The organism is Pseudomonas sp. NCHU5216, assembly GCF_052156495.1.
Lineage (GTDB): Bacteria > Pseudomonadota > Gammaproteobacteria > Pseudomonadales > Pseudomonadaceae > Aquipseudomonas.
The window spans coordinates 182,186-199,391 of record NZ_JBQLIX010000002.1; the positions used below are offsets into that span (position 1 = coordinate 182,186).

Here is a 17,206-nt window from a genome sequence, read left to right on the forward strand (position 1 = left end):
AGTTTCAGCTGCAGTGCCATGTGCCCCAACCGGCTTATGGGATGGATGTATCGAGATGGGCCCCTTCTGTGGCCCCATGCTTGGTGGATGCATCCAGCTCGACGTCGAACTGAGCTATTCGCTCGATTAAGGCCGCCGTACCCTTCTCCACCAGGTGTCCTGCTCTGGAGCACGGAACGTTGGTGTAGCGGCCCTGGAGCTTTGCAAGAAGGTTCTTTGCAGCACGATGAGCGTTTTGCGCATGCAGAATTTCGTGCACGCGCAGCGCCTTGGTGAAGCGCCCCCATTCAGCGGCCGCGTTTCCGCTCAGCCTCGGGGACACGAGCACTGGTAGGTGGACTCGCACGGTAAGGTGCACGTAGCCATTCTCGATCCTGCAGCCCCTCTCTACGGAAGCCAGGTCATAGGTTGACCTCAACTGCCAGGTGGTCAGGCCAGCATAGAAGGCGTCACCGTCACGACTCGGAGCGCTCTTGGCGATGCTCGCCAATACCTCGCTCAGGTTCCGGCCTTGCACCTCATACGGCACGATCTGAAAGTCGACCTGCGGTTCTGCAGCAGCTCCATAGGCAGGCGCTACTGACGTGGCCATGAGCAGGCTGAACCTCAGAACCAGTGGTCTGATCACGCTTCGCTTTGAGCCTTCATCTGCATCTGCGCATCGGAGCGACGATTTAGCTTTTTAAGGCAGTCCTGTGCCTCTCGTAGCTCTCGTTTGATCAGCGAACGCTTACCTTCACCAATCGAAAGCATGTGCTGCGCAACTTGGATTGCTAGCTCAACAGCACCAGCGTGGCCATACGTCCACGCCTTGCGAAGGTGTGTCAGGGCATCCATGAAACGGCCGGCCTGCGCATTCAGCTCACCCAGAACAAATGCTGCATCAGCATCACCAACGGCATCAGCAGCGCGGAACAATGGCAGAGCCTCGCTGCCGCGTTCACTGGTGAAGAGGATCTTGCCCAGGTCTGTCTGCGCCAGCGGATATCCGAACGAAGCTGATACCCGCATCAGCCGTTCGGCTTCCGCGGACGAACCTTGCTCCGCGGCCTGGTGCGCTAGGAAGTAGGCACTCAGCGGATGTTGCTCACCGACTTCCATGTACAGAGCGGCTGCCTTCTCCATGCCGTCTTCAGTGTTCGACAACTCATAGCTACGGGCCAAAGCGATGCCAGCCGCAATCAGTCCTCCCGCAAACGCTTCTTCCAACAGTTCGCGAGCCTCGGCGCGCTTCTTCTCCTCCATTGGAAGATCCATCTGGAAGCAGAGGCGTACATCACAGGCCCATAGCAGCAGCTTCTGTGCGTCGTTCGCGGGTATGGTCTTCAGTTTCGAGGCCCAGAGGTGGCCAGAAAGGCGCAGCTCCTTCGTCGCGAAGTCCTCGATCAGTACGTGGCCGGTCGCAGGGTCCAGGGCCATATTGCCCAGCAGGCCGAGCGGGATGATCCGATTGAAGGCAACTCCGTTGATGCGTTGCCCGAACTGCCATGAGTTATGCAGGCCGCCCTCGATGTTTCTGAGCCGCAGCGCCGTTTTGGCCAACAGCACCTCTTCCCGGCTCAACGTTGGGCTGCAAGGCTTCAGCTGGGAAAGAATGGCGCCCCAGCCGCCTTCAACTCCAGCACCAGCAGTGGCTATGCCGAACCGGTTGATAGCTGGAGATCCCCGGCGGACTTCACCACCGATGGGTTCGAGAATCACGGCCCTGTCATCAAGCAAATAGTTCTGCGAATGCAGGTCTGCGAGGTTGAATACAGCAGCGAAGGTGGGAACGCCGGCGTGCGCCAGTGCGACAGCTGTGTCCGCCATGTCTACCTCGATCGACTCCGAGGTTTCATTGGCCGGGTGCAGCCATATAGCGAGGTCTACAGCAGCTGAACAGCCGGCACGGACGGCGACATGGTCAGACACCGTCGCAGAAGGGAGTCGAAGGGTTTTCGCGATCGGCGAGAACGCACTGGGGGCCTCAACGGCAACGCACAGTACAACCTCAATCAGCCCTGGATGGCCAAGCAGATCCCCTGCAAGGCTCGCCCAAGCCGCATCATCGATTCGAATCAAAGGATCGGATGCAAGGATGAGAACGCGAAGAGGACGGTCGAGTGGTATGCCAGATCGATCGACGATTGAGGCCACCAGTGCGGCAGGAGCCACATACGGAGCGGTGCTGTCCAAATCAAGCCGAGTATCGAGCGGTACCGCCTGCTCACGGAACTGCTGTTTGACGTGCTGAATCCAGGCCGCTGCCAAATCCTTCAGGTTCTTGCTGCTAGAAAACGCTTGGGAAAGGGACAATTTTCGAAGCTCGATTTTGGGTTTGCCGTCGAGTGTAACGGCGCGATACTCCGTGGCGACTTCAAAACCCCGGCTGGAAAATCTAGATCCGCCCGTTATGTTGCTCTCAACACTCCGATTTGCAGGCTTCACGAATGACCAGCACCTCAACAACGACTGATGCGATCGACGCTGCCAGCCGCCTGGTTGAAGCGCTTCACACTCTCCGCTCAGGGCTTATCGAAAATCGCGACCTAGTAAGGCTCGACGCGGCTTTTGGCATCGACTTGCGGGAAACAGATAGGGTCAACCCAGCAGCCAGCATCCAAGTAGAGCCGCTGGAGGGGGATACCGCGTTCGATCTAGCGGTGGAGGCATTGACGTCCGTTCACCTGCGTCCCAACCAAAATCCTCGCTCTACATTGCGGGTGCCTGGTGCGATTGGTTTGCCGAAAGACCTACTGGAACAGGTCCGGCACTGCAATGATCTGCGGAACCAACTCTATCTGAAGGTGCATGGTATTCAGGCCGGGAGACCACGTCAGGCGGTATGGAAGCGCACAGGCATTACTTCTGCACTGCAGGCGCTACGCCAGACGGTAATCCTTGAGTGCCCGCATCGGATCTCATTCTTCTGGAATGTAGGGACTTCAGTTGACCGATACCAGGTCTCTGGTCTGAAGAAGGAGCTGCTTGAGCAGCTACAACAAAACGCTGTCGACGGTCAGGTCGTCCCTAAGGAGATGACTCAACCTTTTGACCTCGAAGGCCTTCATGAAAAGTCTGTTGAACGGCGCCTTAAGACGCAACTCAACGTCCTCTTCGGACTGCCCGATGGTGAGCAGATCGTTCTGTTGCGCCCGGTCCGGGCTCATGTACGCGCTCGGGTTAGTCACTCCCCGTTAGCCGACGGGACCTGCCCTGAGGCATCTAAGCCGATGTCTACGGTTCCGTTCGTATACGACAGGGAGCATCCAGCTCCAATCGTTGTACCCCTGAACAACTTCGACCCTAAGAGCCTCACTGCTCCTCGCTCCAAGTACAGCAATGCTCAGCTTGAGCCGTCTCCATGGAACGAAGCAATGAACCTCTATCGGTACCGTGATCACCGGACCGAGCCCTTAGAAATCAGCGATAAGCTGTCCCGCGTCAAGCGACTGCAAAACCTCAAAGAAGGCAATCTGAATTGATCGACCACAACAGCTCCACTCCTCGCCTGGCCAGCCTCACCCGCGACCTGGATTCGCTTGATGATCGCTGCCGCGCCAATGCCTTTAACGACATTCTGGAGATGGCCAACGATGGAAACGGCGATGCGATGTTTCAAGTCGCTCGCTGCCTGCAGAAAGGCATCGGTGTTGAGGCGAATCATGTAAGCGCTGATCGTTGGCTCCGAATGGCCTGCGTCGCCACCCCCGCCTCCCGTGTAGCGCTGTACACACACGGCATGCAGCACGTACTGAAACAGAGGGAGGATGCCGATACTCACAAGGGCATTTCCTTCATTGAGCGGGCAGCGAGCCAAGGCTATGTCACTGCGATTTTGGCGCTCGTTGAGATCGTCGAGAACGGTGTCTACGACATCAAGCCCGATCTTCATCGTGCTTTTCGCCTCCTCGCCGGCACGCTTGAACATGACTCCGACGGCCAGCTACACGAGGCCTACTTGAGCTTTGTTGAGCGCCACGGCCCCATCACCCACCTATTGGACTCCTGATCATGTACATCGAGCAACGAGACCGCCTGGTTGGCAACCTCAGCCTGGGCCTGAGCACAGAGACAGCAAATGCCATCGTTGCTCGCGCCTATGGCCACGAGACTTTCGATGACAACGCCGATGCCCTTCTCTCTCCTATTGCCGGCCTGCAGAAGGTAAAAACGCCAACAGAGATCCGTGCCCTGGATGACAGCGTTTTGCAGATGATGGAATTCGTTCGAATGGCGCAGAACCTGGTTGCCCCCAAACTGCGGCCGCTCCTCGGCCCTACACCTCAAGGTGTCATCATCGCGGCTATGTGGGGCTTTCCGGACTTCGAGGCGCTGAAGAACTACGCACGCCGCGACAAGATCGATCCGACCTCCACTGAGCCTGCTGAAATTGCTCGCTTCAAGCGCCGGACAAACACCATGCCGCCAAGTCAGTATCTGCTGGGCCGGGACTACTCGGGCTCCACGCTGATCATCCATAACCTGGCGGAGCAAACATCTCAGTGGATTGACCAAGAAATCTGCCTCAACCATCTCGAGGACCTTCAAGTTGGCCTGGTCCGCTGCAACACTGAGGGTGACGATTACATCAATCGCTTCAACAGCGGTCATGTCGTGATTCGGCAGCCGCTAAGCGAGAACCATAGCTCCTACATCCTCGGTGCCCGGGGGCAAACTCCAGACTCTCGGCTCGCAGTTTCGATCGTCCCCAAGCGCACCTATACCCTGGAGGAGCTGGTAGCAGCTCACCACTCTGCATTGGGTGAGAATGCGGTACGCGGTAGCTCCCTGATCATTGACCGCGTCCCGCTCCTTCTCGACGAAGCCACCCTCGAAGCTGGGTTCCGACTGGCAAGCACAATCGACCTGAATCTAGTCCTTGTGGTCGACGCGCCTTCAGAGGAGCTGTGGACTCGCTGCCAGACCAGGCTGATTTTTAGCTACGATCGCAGCCTGCCTCTCTCCAGCAACAGCGAGATGAATAGCGCGCTGATCTTTGCCTCTCCATTCACTGGCCTAAAGCGGCATAACCTTCAACTGGTCTATCACACCAGTGCCGGTGGGCCGGTTTACACAACGGTTCAGCTTGTGCCAGATGAGAAGCCAAAGGGTGCCTCGGTTCTGTCCAGAATCTTTGGCCGACCGGCACTCGGCTAGCAAAAGATTCTGCATGCGCAAACATACGGCGCGAACCGCTTGGCATTTTGTGTCAAAAAACTACGCTTAATCTGTAGGAATAGGATGAAACTTCTTTGTGACGCCATGGTCACATAGACGTGCCACAGTGCTACATCAACACCCAAACTGTGAAGAAGCTCACTGAAGCCAGTAGAACTGCCCTTTCCATGGATTGGAAATTGAGATTCGCGTCTTCACAAGACGTGGTCTATCGTGGAAAATGTGGGCAATGGGACTCACCGTCTGAAAATTGACGGCGTCATGGAGGATAAGAACGATTTTTTGAGGAAATGCATAGGCGATTAGACCTCCTAACTCCTAAGTCACCCCCTCTCTACAACCTTACCGCCTCTGGGTGCCGTTGCATTTCCTCGACTTACACTGAAGGCCCGACCAGCAATGGTCGGGCCTTCGTGCATCTGGGGCGGGCTAAATTGACGTTTGATACAGCGAAGAGAGACTGTGAAGAAAGTCGAACTCGTTGCTGCCCTCCTCCGCCTCATCAAGCGCGATGCCCAGCCGGTAGCCACCGAGCCTGTGCTCTGAACCGATGTTGACCACTTTCCCGAGGAACACGAGGCTTTCACCACTCCGGGTAGTCAGCTCCAACGAAACCTTATCTCCCGGGCCGTGCCGCTTCTGAGTCATAACCAGAGCACCAGCAATCGACAGATCGCTGATACGGCAATCACTCCACCCCTGCAGCTTGCCGAAGAGACCACCCTTGCGCATGCGCTGTGATGCGAGGGACCCCTCGGTGACTTTGTACCTGGTGTGGCGGCGATTAGAAGCGTCCATCCCGTGTTTCCTTTGCTAGTGACCGCTGCTCAGCACCTGGGAGTTGGTTGCCCTCTTTCGGCTGAAACCGCGTTGGAATCGGAATACTATCAGCGCCATACGAGACCTTCTGGGCGAAACCCCCGCACCGATTTCTGGCGGGCTGATCCGCTTATCAACCCTCCGTTGAAGGACCACTTGCCTTGCTCACGCGTTACCTAGCTTGGAAGCAGCTGTTAATCCAGCACGCACTAGAGAGACATGAATCACTGCTCCCAAAGGTCGAGCGTATCGACAACCCTGCGCTGATCAAGCTGTACGACCAAGTCCTTGGCGCCCTGGCCGGCCCGCATACGCTTCGAGTTCGCCAGGCCCCCTCTCTACTAGGCGCGCTGCGCCTCCACAGGGCACAGCTGGCGTTTGCCCGTGCACTTCACCACCACCAGCGCATAGCCGACCTGAAACTCTGATCTGATTTTCGCGAGATTTGGGGCACTCCCTTCCCACTATTAGTGGCAAGAATGAGTAATCAGGCCCTTTCAAATGTTCAGCGAAGCGAAGTCGGTGCGTACCTGGGATCTAGCAGACCCCAAGTCCATGCGGTCGGATTTCTCGTCCGAAAGCTTCTTCATCGTCATCGATGGCATGCAGTACCTGCCAGTTCGCCAAGCAGCTGAGACCATCAAGACTGCGCTTCTTCGCTTTCACGGCGTAAAGGTCAAAGGCCCTCTTGCTTGTCCGACTCAACGCCGGCGACATCTGATTCTCCGCGAGGCCAAGAACCCAGACGCCTCCAGGATGTACTGCCCAAATGCCAAACGGGTGCGCAATGTGCTCCTGGTCATGAACCCTACATCAGACGCGATCGCCTCCCTGATCGCACTATCGATGCCCAGCACCGTCAACATCCAGATCGACACGCAGCAGGATGCGTTTGATCTGAAGAGCGATGTCTGAAGGCCGACGGTACCAAGAATCCATGATGAAGAATCCGACCCTCGCAGTTTACGAAACCCCTCAGCCGGCCTGGTTCGACACCTCACCGCAGAAGGGCCCCTGGTCAACCTGGTTAATCCACGGCGTCCACATGGGCTCTACCGTTGAGGTGCCTGCAAAGACCATGATCGACACTAACCGCGGTGACTTTTATGTAGTCCTGCAGGGTAGTGTCGTCTCCTTTGGTGCCTCGCCTGAGACTCCGAATCGCCGTGTCTTTGTTGATGTACTGCGACCAGGCGACATTATCTGGCCTATGCGCCAGCGTCAGGTCTCATTCGTTTTCGAAACCCGGGCGAAGACCTATCTCCTGAAGGTCCCCAAGTCGAAATACAACGACTACATCATTGCCAACCCACACAGCGAAACTGTGCTGATGGCGGGTGAGCTGGACCTCATGACGAAGCACTCGCAGGCAGCTCACATGCAGTTCTCTCTCGACATTGACCGCATCAAGCGAGTCATACAGATCCTCGTTGAGCATCCGGATGCCCGTGATACCAATCGCGGCATCGAAGTAATGGCCAGTAAAGAAGAAATTCGATCCCTGGCAGGGGTCGAGCGTCGATCCGGAAGCCGAGCGTTCAAAACGCTGGAGGAGGAAGGAACCATTGCCTTCAACGGTTACAAGACGTTCTATTACCGCGCCCCAATGATGGCTCACGCATGATTCAGCGTGGATCAAACCTTGCCGTAACCAAGCTAGCCTCGTACGCAGAGGACCCGGCAGCCTTTATCAAGGCAGGTGGGAAGCCCTACAACGCCAAAGCTGCTCGCGAAGGCACTAAGGCACACCAGCGCATTGGTGCCTCCCCCAGCAAGCTCCGCTTCATCCTGCTGGTCGCGGCTATCCTCGGCGCACTCCTCTACCTCGGTGTGATCAAGGTCTAGCATGGTCACGATTCTCGCCATCATTGCTGCAGCAGTGATTCTCTACCTGGTGCTCCAGCTCCGGGCACCACACGACATCCACCGAAAGTTTGGCCTGCAGCCAGGGCATTGGGAGCTGGTTGGCTCCGACTTAGGTAAGGGGCACCCACGTAAGCGGTTGAACGCATTCGGCTTGGCAGGCGAGCCCGATGCCCTCTTCCGGGGCAAGCGTACTGGTCAGATCGTCGTAGGTGAGTTCAAGAACCGCCGGCACGCCGGGTATGTGCGGCACAGAGAGTACTACCAGGTGATCATCTGTATCGGCCTGGCGCGCGAGACCTTCGGAGAGAGCAACGTAGTCGGTGTCTTGGTGTTCAAGGATAAGCGTTTGGAGATCCCACACGACGAAGCCCTTTTCCGATCGCTCATCGGCATGCGGGGCGAGTGTTTAGGATCTATGAAGCAACGCAAGCCTCTCAATGATCGCCCACTACACAGGCGCATTGCAGTGCGCCCGGGTAGCAGGAAGATCAGTTTTCCAAAGTAGCCTCAGGCTACCTCAGCCAAACGGCCGACAGCCGGGAAGTACAGCATCTGCCGGGTTGGCAAGGTGATACCGGCCTCCTTCACGCTGCGTGCGTAGTCCAGCATCTTGGCGCGGTAGCGTGCCACCTGTTGAGCGACGAACGCATCAATACTCATACCTTCCGGGCAGTCTGCAGTCTTGTAGTCAGGAATGAAGTAAACACTCTCCTCGACAAACGACAGGTCGAGTATGCGATGCACCCAGCGGCCGTCACGATAGGAGCTGATCTGCACCTCATAGCCAGCGCTTGCTCGCGGCTGCAACAGCCAGCGGCCATGCTTACAGGTGATCGTCTTGCACACCAGGTCGACCACTCGATTTACGCCAACAGACAGTTCGGCCTGCGGGAACCCCTCACGGCGCAGCAGCGAAGCAACTGCCTGGGACTTCGATTTGACCCGCTCAACACTCCAGCCATCCAGACCCTGCTTACCGATCTGTTCGACCATCCAGTGGTAGACGATGCCGATCGCCTTGGCACGGTGATCATTGCCCTCGTCATCACGCAGCTCGTCGCTCAGCTCATTCTCAGTTGGTATCTGGTCATTTGTCGCGGCCGGCACAAAGACACTGCCCGGAAGCTTCACCTCGAACCCGGGTGCCAAGCGAGCTTTGCTCGGGACGCCCGTTTGGTGTTCTGCGGTGATTGGCAGTGCAGGTTCAGCCTGATTGACTTCCTCCTCAAGCGCCGGCCACAAGCATTGCAGTAACGAGCCAGCCGGTGCCTTGACCGCACGTACCTCTTCGTCATCCACCGGCGGTAACCGGTCGACGGTGACGAACAGGTGGCAGATCTCACGGGCACGGGTAGTGGCCACGTATGCAGTGCGCGCAACTTCCTGCACCTGATCCTGACGCACCATCTTGCTCATGTAGGAGAACAAACGACTCTCAGGGCTCGATGCATCAAGGTCGCCAAGATTTGGCACGATCGTGAATTCCCCCTCAACCTGGCGCCAGTGGAACAGCGGGGTGTCATCGCGACCTCCAGTACGGCTCAACCCAGGAATAAGCACTACATCGAACTCGAGGCCTTTGGAGCCGTGGAAGGTCATCACGGTTACGGTGCCGGCTTTCGGGCTTGCATAGACCTTATCGATGGCGCGAAAGAACGCTTGCGGATCAACAAGAGCGCCTGTGGCAGTGTGCTGGTTAAGCAGGCGGAAAATGGTTTCGACGTCGTCCATTTCACCACGCGTAACTGTTGCTGGGCCGCCCAGGGCTATCCAGGCTGACTTAACAGCCCATGCCAACTCTGCACCGCGAGCAGAGCGTTCGATGCTATCAATCACCTTCAGCAATGCTTGTACCCGCTTCAGACCTTCAGCGCTCAACTCGCTTTGAACTACGTCCGATCGCAAGGCATCGCGGATGACTCGCCCACCTCGAGAAACAGTCAGACAGTCAGCCCAGCTAAGGCCCACAAAAGCTGAACGCAATAGCGCCAGCCAGGCGGTGCGATCAGCAACGTGCCAGAACGCCCGAATCAGCGAGATCAACTCCGACACAGGCATCGTCTCACCGATCGGCTGGATGTCCTGACCGCGTACTTCGATTCCTGCGGCCTTGAATGCCGGCAGGATGTGCTGCAGATGAGAGCGGCCGCGCACCAGAACTGCTACTGACTGGTTTGGATCTGCAGCCAAGGCCTTGCGAGCCTCCTCAACAACAGCCTCAGCCTCACCCAAGGGGCCAGAGGCCAGTGCATGCACCAGCATGCCGCCATCACCTTCACGCATGGCCACCGACGGGACAAACTCATATGCCGAGCCCTTGAACACCTCTTTGTAGGTCTCGTTGTTCCACTGAACAACACCCGGCAGCGAACGAAAGTTCACTACCAGACGGTTCACTTCAATCGTCTTAGGCCCGAACGAGCCAGCCTCGACAATCGACGTGAAGAGGTTCAGATCCGCACCGCGGAACAGGAAGATGGATTGGAAACCATCGCCACACATGAAGATCGACCGACAGTCGCCCTCCTCCCAGTGTTCGATTAGGCCCTTGAGCAGGTCGTACTGCGCCTGGTTGGTGTCCTGGAACTCGTCCACCATGATGTGGGTGATGCGATCCTCCTCGAGGAGTGCATCACCAATGCTTTCACCATTGCCCAGCGCTTGGATTGCACGCTGCGCCACTTCCGGGAAGTCCAGGGAGTTGGTCGATTCGAAGGCCAGGGTCAGATTCGCCAGCAGGTAACGCAGAATCACGGTGAGGTGGCCTACCATCTCAGCCGAACGAGCAGGAAAAGATACGTCTGGCAGGGTGGCCAGAAGTTGCAAAGCGCTGGCATAGGTAGCCGACTCGCCACCTTCCTTGATGCTGCCCAGCAGCTCGTTCATATTCTTGGTCAGAGGGTGCTTGGCCGGGAAGCCTTGCCGAGAGTCAACGCGGGTACGAATGCCACCAGTCGTGGTCAGCATGAAGCTGCTAAAGGCTCGCAGATAGGCGAGGCCTTCAGTATCCGGTACCAGGCTTGGGATCGTGCTAGCCCACTCGAAACCTTCAAGATGGCCAGAGGAAGTCTCCAGGCAGCGCATGCACCCGGTAATCTCAGGCACCGAGATTGCAGCGATCGCCTCTTCAGCTGCACCCTCCACACTCCGAGCGACAGCTGCTGTCATGGAGTCGATATCCAGAGACAGGATTCGCCCGGCCCACTGGTCACGCTTCATCAGCAGCACTTCGAACAGCGGCACCAGGTCCTCGAAACGATTCTTTGCGAACGCCAGCACCGCCTGCAGTGCTTCAAGCAGTTGTTCAGGCACGTCTTGATCATTGACCGCGGCAAGGGTGCTCAGAATTGCTTGGCGATACACCAGAGAAGGATCGTCAGAGGTTTTGCCGCCGCCAAGACCAGCCATGATAGGAGTCTTGCTCGCCAAAGAGGCGCAGAAGCTATCGAACGTCATGATGCGGAGGCGGCCAGGGTTCAGCAGCAAGTTCCATCCCAGCTGCTTGTCACGAGCCAGTACCTGGCGGGCGAGTTGGTCTTGAACAACCTCGTGAGGCTTTACAGGGGCGGAACCAATGGCCGCCATCGACAGTGCGCTAATCACCCGCTCTACGATCTCTGCGGCCGCCGCGTTGGTGAAGGTGATCGCCAAGACCTCTTCAGGGCGCTCGACAACAGTCAGGCAAGCCAGCATGCGAAGCTGCAGGGTGGTTGTTTTGCCCGAGCCCGCCGGCGCCAGCAGAATCATCGAACGACGCGGATCAACTGCCAGCGCTCGAGCAGCACCATCGTGTGGGTTCAACGCTGCAATCGCAGCAAAGATGGGATCGAGGTGGAACTGAGTGTTCAGCGGGGTGAATGCGGTCATGTCGGGTGCTCCTTAGCAGATGCACCCAGAATAACGGCGGGTTTCTGTGCCACTAGCCGTGCTGCAGATCTGGATCAAACATCAGTCGTAAAGGCACTGATATGCGCCAGCTACGCATCACTGCAATAATCTGAGCCAAACCTGAAAGGCTCGCGGGCCCACGTGGAGAAAGGATCATGAAGCACACAACAGGAAAGGCTCGCACTCATCGAAACAGGCGCCTGAATCATGAGGTCCTGGAAGTTATCAGCAGGACACCATTCAGCTATTGGTCACCTGCTACTGGTGATGTCGCCTGGGCGGCTTGGTATGGCTCACGTGAAGCCATGTGCCAGATTCACTCTGAGCTTCTTAGCACCGGTGTCCGCTTCGAAGGCCATTCCCGAAGCCAGCAGAAACTGATGCCTATTGGTCAGTTCCTATCGACCATGCTCCTTCACAAAGGGCGAAGGCAGGCGCTGGAGGAAAGCTTAGGCCCTGTCCGATACAGCGAAATCCTTCCCGAATCGTCTCTACCCGAGAAGATCCGCAGCATCATAGGAGACGACGCCTATAACCGTATCCAACATGACGTGGCAACGGTATCTGCGATCGATCTGTACAGACGAATTGAGGGGTGCATCCCCCAGATAGCAGAAATGTTCCTTTTTGGCGGATTCAGCCAGCACATGGCGAAGGTAGCTCTAGAGCTGCACGCCGTTCTTGACGCTGCAGATGGTGTCATGGACAGCAGCACTGAGCTGATGGTGGACCTGGTGTTGCACCACCTTGTCATGAGCATTCCGGTCTTTCTTATACGAGAAAGTCTGATAGCAAGCAGATCGCGAATCCAAGAGATATACCACCTGGCCGGTCTTCTCACTGGTGCAAATGAGCTATCAGGTCTCGACCCTCAATCGCCCCTTTATGGAAGTGATCCTGAAGTTGCATTGGTTTTGGCTTCAGATATCCCAGCGGCGTGTTCAACCCTCAGATACCAAAACGCAACCGACTACGCAGACTTTTATCTAGAGTCCACACAAGCATTCCTGCTCTCCTCTAGCCCAGAAGGCGGTTTCTCGAGGGCAATATCGGCCGTCTGTGAGGAAGGGGTCATTTTCTGGCAGGACGCACTTGAACTGGTACGAAGCATGGAACCAGACGCAACCTCACTGGCTAGGCTGGAGTTACATGCTCAGTTTGCACCACCTGAGAAAGTTGCGATGGTGAACCATGAGGTGCTTGCAGCCGCTCGCACGTACAATCAGGCCACGCTCACATTCCTCGAAAGTGTGTTCACCGAGGAAACAGATGAGCATATCGAAAGCTTGCTGTCGCAGGTTCAGCAGCGTATCGCGGAACTCGCCGCAGCGCCTTCAGCAGCAGGATACGCTGAGCTTGGAGTCCTGAGTCAGCGAGCGACTGAGTTGACCAAGGCGCAGGTGCAACTGTTGAACCACAGGCTTGATCAGATGGATGTTTTCCGAAAGCAGGCTGAGGAGTTCAAGCGGGTTGCTGTCGACATAGTCGAGAGCAAGCGCCCTCAACCGGCTGCACCAGCCGACCAGCCTCAACCAGATCGAGAGTCCAGCGGCGACTCTCGGAGTGATCTTGAAGTCGAGCTTCTTGAAGCGAACGCGAAGCTTGAAACTGACCTCAAGCTGGCCCGGGCTGAAAATCATCGGTTGATGAGCCTCAACTCAGGCCTTCAGACTCGCGGTCCTGCAGGCTCGGCGGATGAAGAGCTTGTTGATTTGGTATGCAGAAAAACCCGTGGCCTGCCGCTCACCCCTGTGCAGATCCTTCGGTACTTCCAATTGATCGCGCCCGATCGTGTCGAGATTCTCGACAGTGCCTGGAAGACCGCGAAAGACAGCGCAAATTTCAAAGAACCAGACCGACTCTTCGAGATGCTGGGGAGACTTGTCTTCGAGTACCTGGACGGTGTGCGTTCTGGCGAAGCAATGGGTGCCTTAGGCATTCAGCTTTTTGCTGGGGGGTTCGCTGCAAAGGAGTCTCTCACTGTGCAACGCGACGTGCGGATGAGAGCCCAGCGGGAGTTCATGTATCGCGGGGAAAGTCGCTTCTTCGAGTACCGGCTTCGCATCGCCAATGGATGGGGCCCCGTAGAGGGTATGCGCCTCTATTTCGATGTCCTCGATGACCGCCTGGTAATCGCTTATGTTGGCGAACATCTAGACCAGGCCGGCACGAACTAGAGAAGCCCCGCCGGCCAAGCCCTACCTGCCGCCCAGCATGCGTACAAGCCACCCTACGTTCTGGGCTTCAGCCAGCAGCAAAAGCTTCGGCCGGAATACATCCCAGGTCCACCAGGCGCCAACGGCATAACCAAGGGGCAATGCCATCGACATCCCGTTAAAAAACGATCTGGATGCATTAGGTAACCCGGCGTCACCAACTCCGATCAAGATCAGGGGGAGAGAAAGGAATCCGATGAACCCTAGCACTGCAGCAGCAAGCCTGTTTGCGTGCCATACAAAGCCAATTACCCCGCCGCACACCAAGCCTTGCCACCAGGTCCAACCACCCCAAAGCTCATAGTTGGACACTCCGGTTCCCAGAATGAAGGCAACAGCAGCAATTGCTAGGTACACGAACATCGTCATTCCTCTGGAAAGTCAGGGCGATTCTCTCACAGCAATCGCCCAGTCTGTCTGCAGACTATCGTGCAAGTGGGGCAAGATACTCGTATCCCATGGGCAGCGCTTTGCCGGACTGAACCAGGTCAGCTACACCTGCCATGAAATCTTCGCTCATTTCGTGCAGTTGCTTATCCCATGCTTCGCATTGGGCCGCCCACTTCTCCTCAGTATTCACAGCATCTGAGTTGGTTTTCTCTCCTGGTAGCAGAGCTGCTGTGAAATCACTACGGACATGGAAGCCAAGCGACTTCAGGTTCACCTGCGCGAGAGAGATACCTGAGATCGGCTTGATACCCTTGGCTTCATAGTCGGGCTGGGTAGCGTAAATAGGCAGCTGGGGCTCAGTCATGCTCGTGGCATTGAGGCTAGTCATCCGCATCGAACTGCCCGTCTTGTAGTCATGCACAATTTCGCGGTATTCGGTTCGATCAGCATCCAGATATACCCGGTCTCGCCGGTCCATCTTCACGGTAAGGGCAACCTCACCAATCGTGATGTCGAAAGGCTCTTCAAAGGCAATAACCTCGAATTCCAGGGTGCGCTGTTTCTCCAGCTCCAGCCATTCGACACACAGCGAGGACAGCCGGCGTTGCTCCAGTACAATCAGACGCTGGCCGTAGCGCCATCCGAGTTTGTTCAGCAATTTCTCGGATGCCTCCGCAACCTTGCTCGCTACCAGTGAGTAAAGGTCCTCCTGGCCAAAGGACTTCAGGTTCCAAGAGGTTTTGACCTCTCGCCAGAAGAGCTCAAGCACCAGGTGCACCATAGTTCCCTGGATACGTGGATCAAGCCCCACAACGGGCTCCGGGAACGGCGTGGCACCCAGGCGATTTCGTGCAAACGCAAAGAATGGTTCCTCTGCGAAGTCTTTGAAGATCTGTACGCCGCCCTTCAGAGTGCTCAATTCATCAGCTGTCACCGCCGGTACCTCCTCCTCTGCGAAGACGGCACGGTTCAAGCCCCCAAGCAACTGATCAAGGAAGTCGCCCTTAGATGCCGGTCGTTCAGTCGGCGCCGGCCAACTACCGAACAACTCACTTGCGCCAATAGCAGCACCCTTCTCGTTATGGTGGGCACAAGAGACGGTGACCTTGTCACTCACACTGAGCAAAGAGCTCGTCACGACCTGCGCATGTTCCAGTGCACCATCACTCGAAGCCTCCAAGATACCGGCCGCGACCTGCAGCTCGACTGGAATGAATGGAGATGGCTCCATTCGGGATGGAAGTACAGTGTTAGCAGCACCTACCACCCACACGGCGTCGAAGTTCAGCCCAATGGCATCCTCGTAGCCAAGGATCGATACCGGGGCGACATGAGCGATACGCGGCTGGAACTGACGGGTGTCCACAATCTCACGCAGCCACATGTAGGCGCGCTCGTACTGAACGGTACCGAGTTGGGCATCGAGCGTACGGAACAGCATCAGGGCCTCATCCCAGGCCTTCAGGGTCTGGAATGTCGCACTGTCGACCTCGCGCTCACCAGGCCACCCCATGGCGATCAACGACTGGTTGAACTGATCCGCCCACTCAGATGGATAGCGATTCATCTCGCCGGACATGAGTGCTTCGAGGTATCCGGCATAACGCTTACGGAAATCAGGTACGGCATCGCCTTTGTAGGCGCCAATGGCGCGCAGAAAGTCCGTACCGCTCATGTTCATGCCCATGTTGTCACGGAGCCACACGTCAACCATCGCCCGGCTTGAGGACTCAGTCACCTCGCCCGCAATCCACTGAGAACGCAAAACGCGGCTGAAGGCTTCAGGGTCAGCCTCACTCGGAGTGATCGAGAGGATGTCCATTGCAGAACGAATCACCGGCCTGGAACCCAAAGATTCCCCGCTAGAGATATCCCACGGTGCCCGAGATTCACCACCGGGGCCTGAAGGGAGCAATGAGCCTGGGCTGGCATGCAGGCTCAGAGCATCCAGTAGCGGAGCCTGGTAGGTGCGGATGTCGGGCACCAGAATCGCCAGCTGTGGAGCAGCTAGAGGCGTTTCCACGTAAGGCTTGAGCTGCTTACTCACCCACTGCGCGACCTCAGCAAACTCAGCAGCGGAGTTATGCGCGCGAACTAGGGTCGGTGTCGCCTTCTCGCCAACAGTAGAAACGATGCGCAACGTGCATCCGGCCGCCTCGAGAGCGCGGAACACTGCTTCCTCAGCCGGATTCAGTTTGGTCATACCGACGATAGCAATCGTCTCTGGAACGACGACCTCACCGGCCTGGATAGCCTTCAACAGCAGGCCGGGAAGATGAGCGCGGAAAACGCACTGCTTCGCCGCGCAGGCAGCGTCGAGTAGCCCCTTCCACTGGAAGAAAGCCTCGTACTCAGCCCTGAAGGCGAAGCGCTCACGATCAATTGGGATCTCGTACTTATAGACAGAGGAGTACGCCTGGCCAACACGTCGAGCGGCGCTCGTCGAGGAGATCATGTTCGCAGGCAGCAGGCCTGACTGATCGATGACGCTTTTGACCATAGCCAGCTCCTGAACGGGGAACAGCAGCTGCTCATCAGGCATCAGCGCCAGCCAAGTGCTCTCGATCCAGGAAGTGATCGTTTGGATTTTCCCTTTGGTAAACCAAGCCTTCTGGCCAGCAGCTGCCTGCAGTAAGGCCGCACTCTGCTTCAAGCGCCGGGCTACACGCTCGGTCGACGTCAGAATCAGCGTGCCGTCAGTCATGCTTGCGAGTTCAGGAATAATGTTCACGTTGGCGCTCTCCATATTCGATGGATACAGCCTAACGCCCGAAATCTGTGCCACCAGCGCGATTAAGTTCTCAGTACAAGCCGCAAATATAGGGCAGTCACTACGCACTATTTAGGTATGGACAACGACCTATTGG

14 protein-coding genes are annotated in these 17,206 nt (G+C 56.9%); 8 read left to right on the forward strand and 6 right to left on the reverse strand.

The window, feature by feature from the left end:
- Nucleotides 1-34 precede the first annotated feature (34 nt).
- Both ACSVIK_RS02620 and ACSVIK_RS02625 read right to left on the reverse strand, forming a co-directional pair.
- Nucleotides 35-628: a DUF922 domain-containing protein gene (locus ACSVIK_RS02620; RefSeq protein WP_442442823.1), complete on the reverse strand. Its 594-nt coding sequence runs from the start codon at nt 626-628 to the stop codon at nt 35-37.
- Nucleotides 625-2,427: a hypothetical protein gene (locus ACSVIK_RS02625; protein ID WP_442442824.1), complete on the reverse strand. Its 1,803-nt coding sequence runs from the start codon at nt 2,425-2,427 to the stop codon at nt 625-627. The genes ACSVIK_RS02620 and ACSVIK_RS02625 overlap by 4 nt, the downstream gene beginning before the upstream one ends.
- Before the next feature lie 2 nt (nt 2,428-2,429).
- On the opposite strand from ACSVIK_RS02625, the gene ACSVIK_RS02630 reads away from it, so the two are divergent.
- Genes ACSVIK_RS02630 through ACSVIK_RS02640 form a run of 3 tightly spaced genes read left to right on the forward strand, consistent with a single transcriptional unit; the run spans nt 2,430 to nt 5,139 of the window.
- Nucleotides 2,430-3,464, forward strand: a complete 1,035-nt coding sequence (locus ACSVIK_RS02630; RefSeq protein ID WP_442442825.1) for a DNA replication terminus site-binding protein — start codon at nt 2,430-2,432, stop codon at nt 3,462-3,464.
- On the forward strand, nt 3,461-3,991 hold the full coding sequence (locus tag ACSVIK_RS02635) for a tetratricopeptide repeat protein (RefSeq protein ID WP_442442826.1): 531 nt from the start codon (nt 3,461-3,463) through the stop codon (nt 3,989-3,991). Before ACSVIK_RS02630 ends, ACSVIK_RS02635 begins: the two co-directional genes overlap by 4 nt.
- A 2-nt stretch (nt 3,992-3,993) precedes the next feature.
- Nucleotides 3,994-5,139, forward strand: coding sequence for a hypothetical protein (locus ACSVIK_RS02640; RefSeq protein ID WP_442442827.1), 1,146 nt, complete (start codon nt 3,994-3,996; stop codon nt 5,137-5,139).
- A gap of 450 nt (nt 5,140-5,589) precedes the next feature.
- Here the strand turns inward: ACSVIK_RS02640 and ACSVIK_RS02645 are convergent, their stop codons facing one another.
- The gene (locus ACSVIK_RS02645; protein WP_442442828.1) at nt 5,590-5,958 is read right to left on the reverse strand and encodes a PilZ domain-containing protein; all 369 of its coding nucleotides are present in this window, start codon (nt 5,956-5,958) and stop codon (nt 5,590-5,592) included.
- Between the two features lie 522 nt (nt 5,959-6,480).
- Between ACSVIK_RS02645 and ACSVIK_RS02650 the strand changes: the two genes are divergently transcribed.
- From ACSVIK_RS02650 to ACSVIK_RS02665, 4 genes are read left to right on the forward strand one after another with little or no spacing between them, the layout of a single operon-like run.
- Entirely contained in the window at nt 6,481-6,894 is a 414-nt protein-coding gene (locus ACSVIK_RS02650) for a 30S ribosomal protein S10 (protein WP_442442829.1), read from the forward strand.
- 25 nt (nt 6,895-6,919) lie between these two features.
- The gene (locus tag ACSVIK_RS02655; RefSeq protein WP_442442830.1) at nt 6,920-7,603 is read left to right on the forward strand and encodes a Crp/Fnr family transcriptional regulator; all 684 of its coding nucleotides are present in this window, start codon (nt 6,920-6,922) and stop codon (nt 7,601-7,603) included.
- Complete coding sequence (locus ACSVIK_RS02660; RefSeq protein ID WP_442442831.1) at nt 7,600-7,824, forward strand: hypothetical protein; 225 nt, start codon at nt 7,600-7,602, stop codon at nt 7,822-7,824. The genes ACSVIK_RS02655 and ACSVIK_RS02660 overlap by 4 nt, the downstream gene beginning before the upstream one ends.
- A gap of 1 nt (nt 7,825) precedes the next feature.
- Nucleotides 7,826-8,350 carry a hypothetical protein gene (locus ACSVIK_RS02665; protein WP_442442832.1) on the forward strand — a complete coding sequence of 175 codons (525 nt, stop codon included), beginning with the start codon at nt 7,826-7,828 and terminating at the stop codon, nt 8,348-8,350.
- A 2-nt stretch (nt 8,351-8,352) separates the two neighbouring features.
- On the opposite strand, the gene ACSVIK_RS02670 is transcribed toward ACSVIK_RS02665, so the two are convergent.
- Entirely contained in the window at nt 8,353-11,712 is a 3,360-nt protein-coding gene (locus ACSVIK_RS02670; RefSeq protein WP_442442833.1) for a UvrD-helicase domain-containing protein, read from the reverse strand.
- A gap of 176 nt (nt 11,713-11,888) precedes the next feature.
- Between ACSVIK_RS02670 and ACSVIK_RS02675 the strand changes: the two genes are divergently transcribed.
- Nucleotides 11,889-13,910: a hypothetical protein gene (locus ACSVIK_RS02675; protein ID WP_442442834.1), complete on the forward strand. Its 2,022-nt coding sequence runs from the start codon at nt 11,889-11,891 to the stop codon at nt 13,908-13,910.
- Nucleotides 13,911-13,931: 21 nt separating this feature from the next.
- Here the strand turns inward: ACSVIK_RS02675 and ACSVIK_RS02680 are convergent, their stop codons facing one another.
- Nucleotides 13,932-14,312 carry a hypothetical protein gene (locus tag ACSVIK_RS02680; RefSeq protein ID WP_442442835.1) on the reverse strand — a complete coding sequence of 127 codons (381 nt, stop codon included), beginning with the start codon at nt 14,310-14,312 and terminating at the stop codon, nt 13,932-13,934.
- A gap of 61 nt (nt 14,313-14,373) precedes the next feature.
- Complete coding sequence (locus ACSVIK_RS02685) at nt 14,374-17,070, reverse strand: PD-(D/E)XK nuclease family protein (RefSeq protein ID WP_442442836.1); 2,697 nt, start codon at nt 17,068-17,070, stop codon at nt 14,374-14,376.
- Between the last annotated feature and the right edge of the window lie 136 nt (nt 17,071-17,206).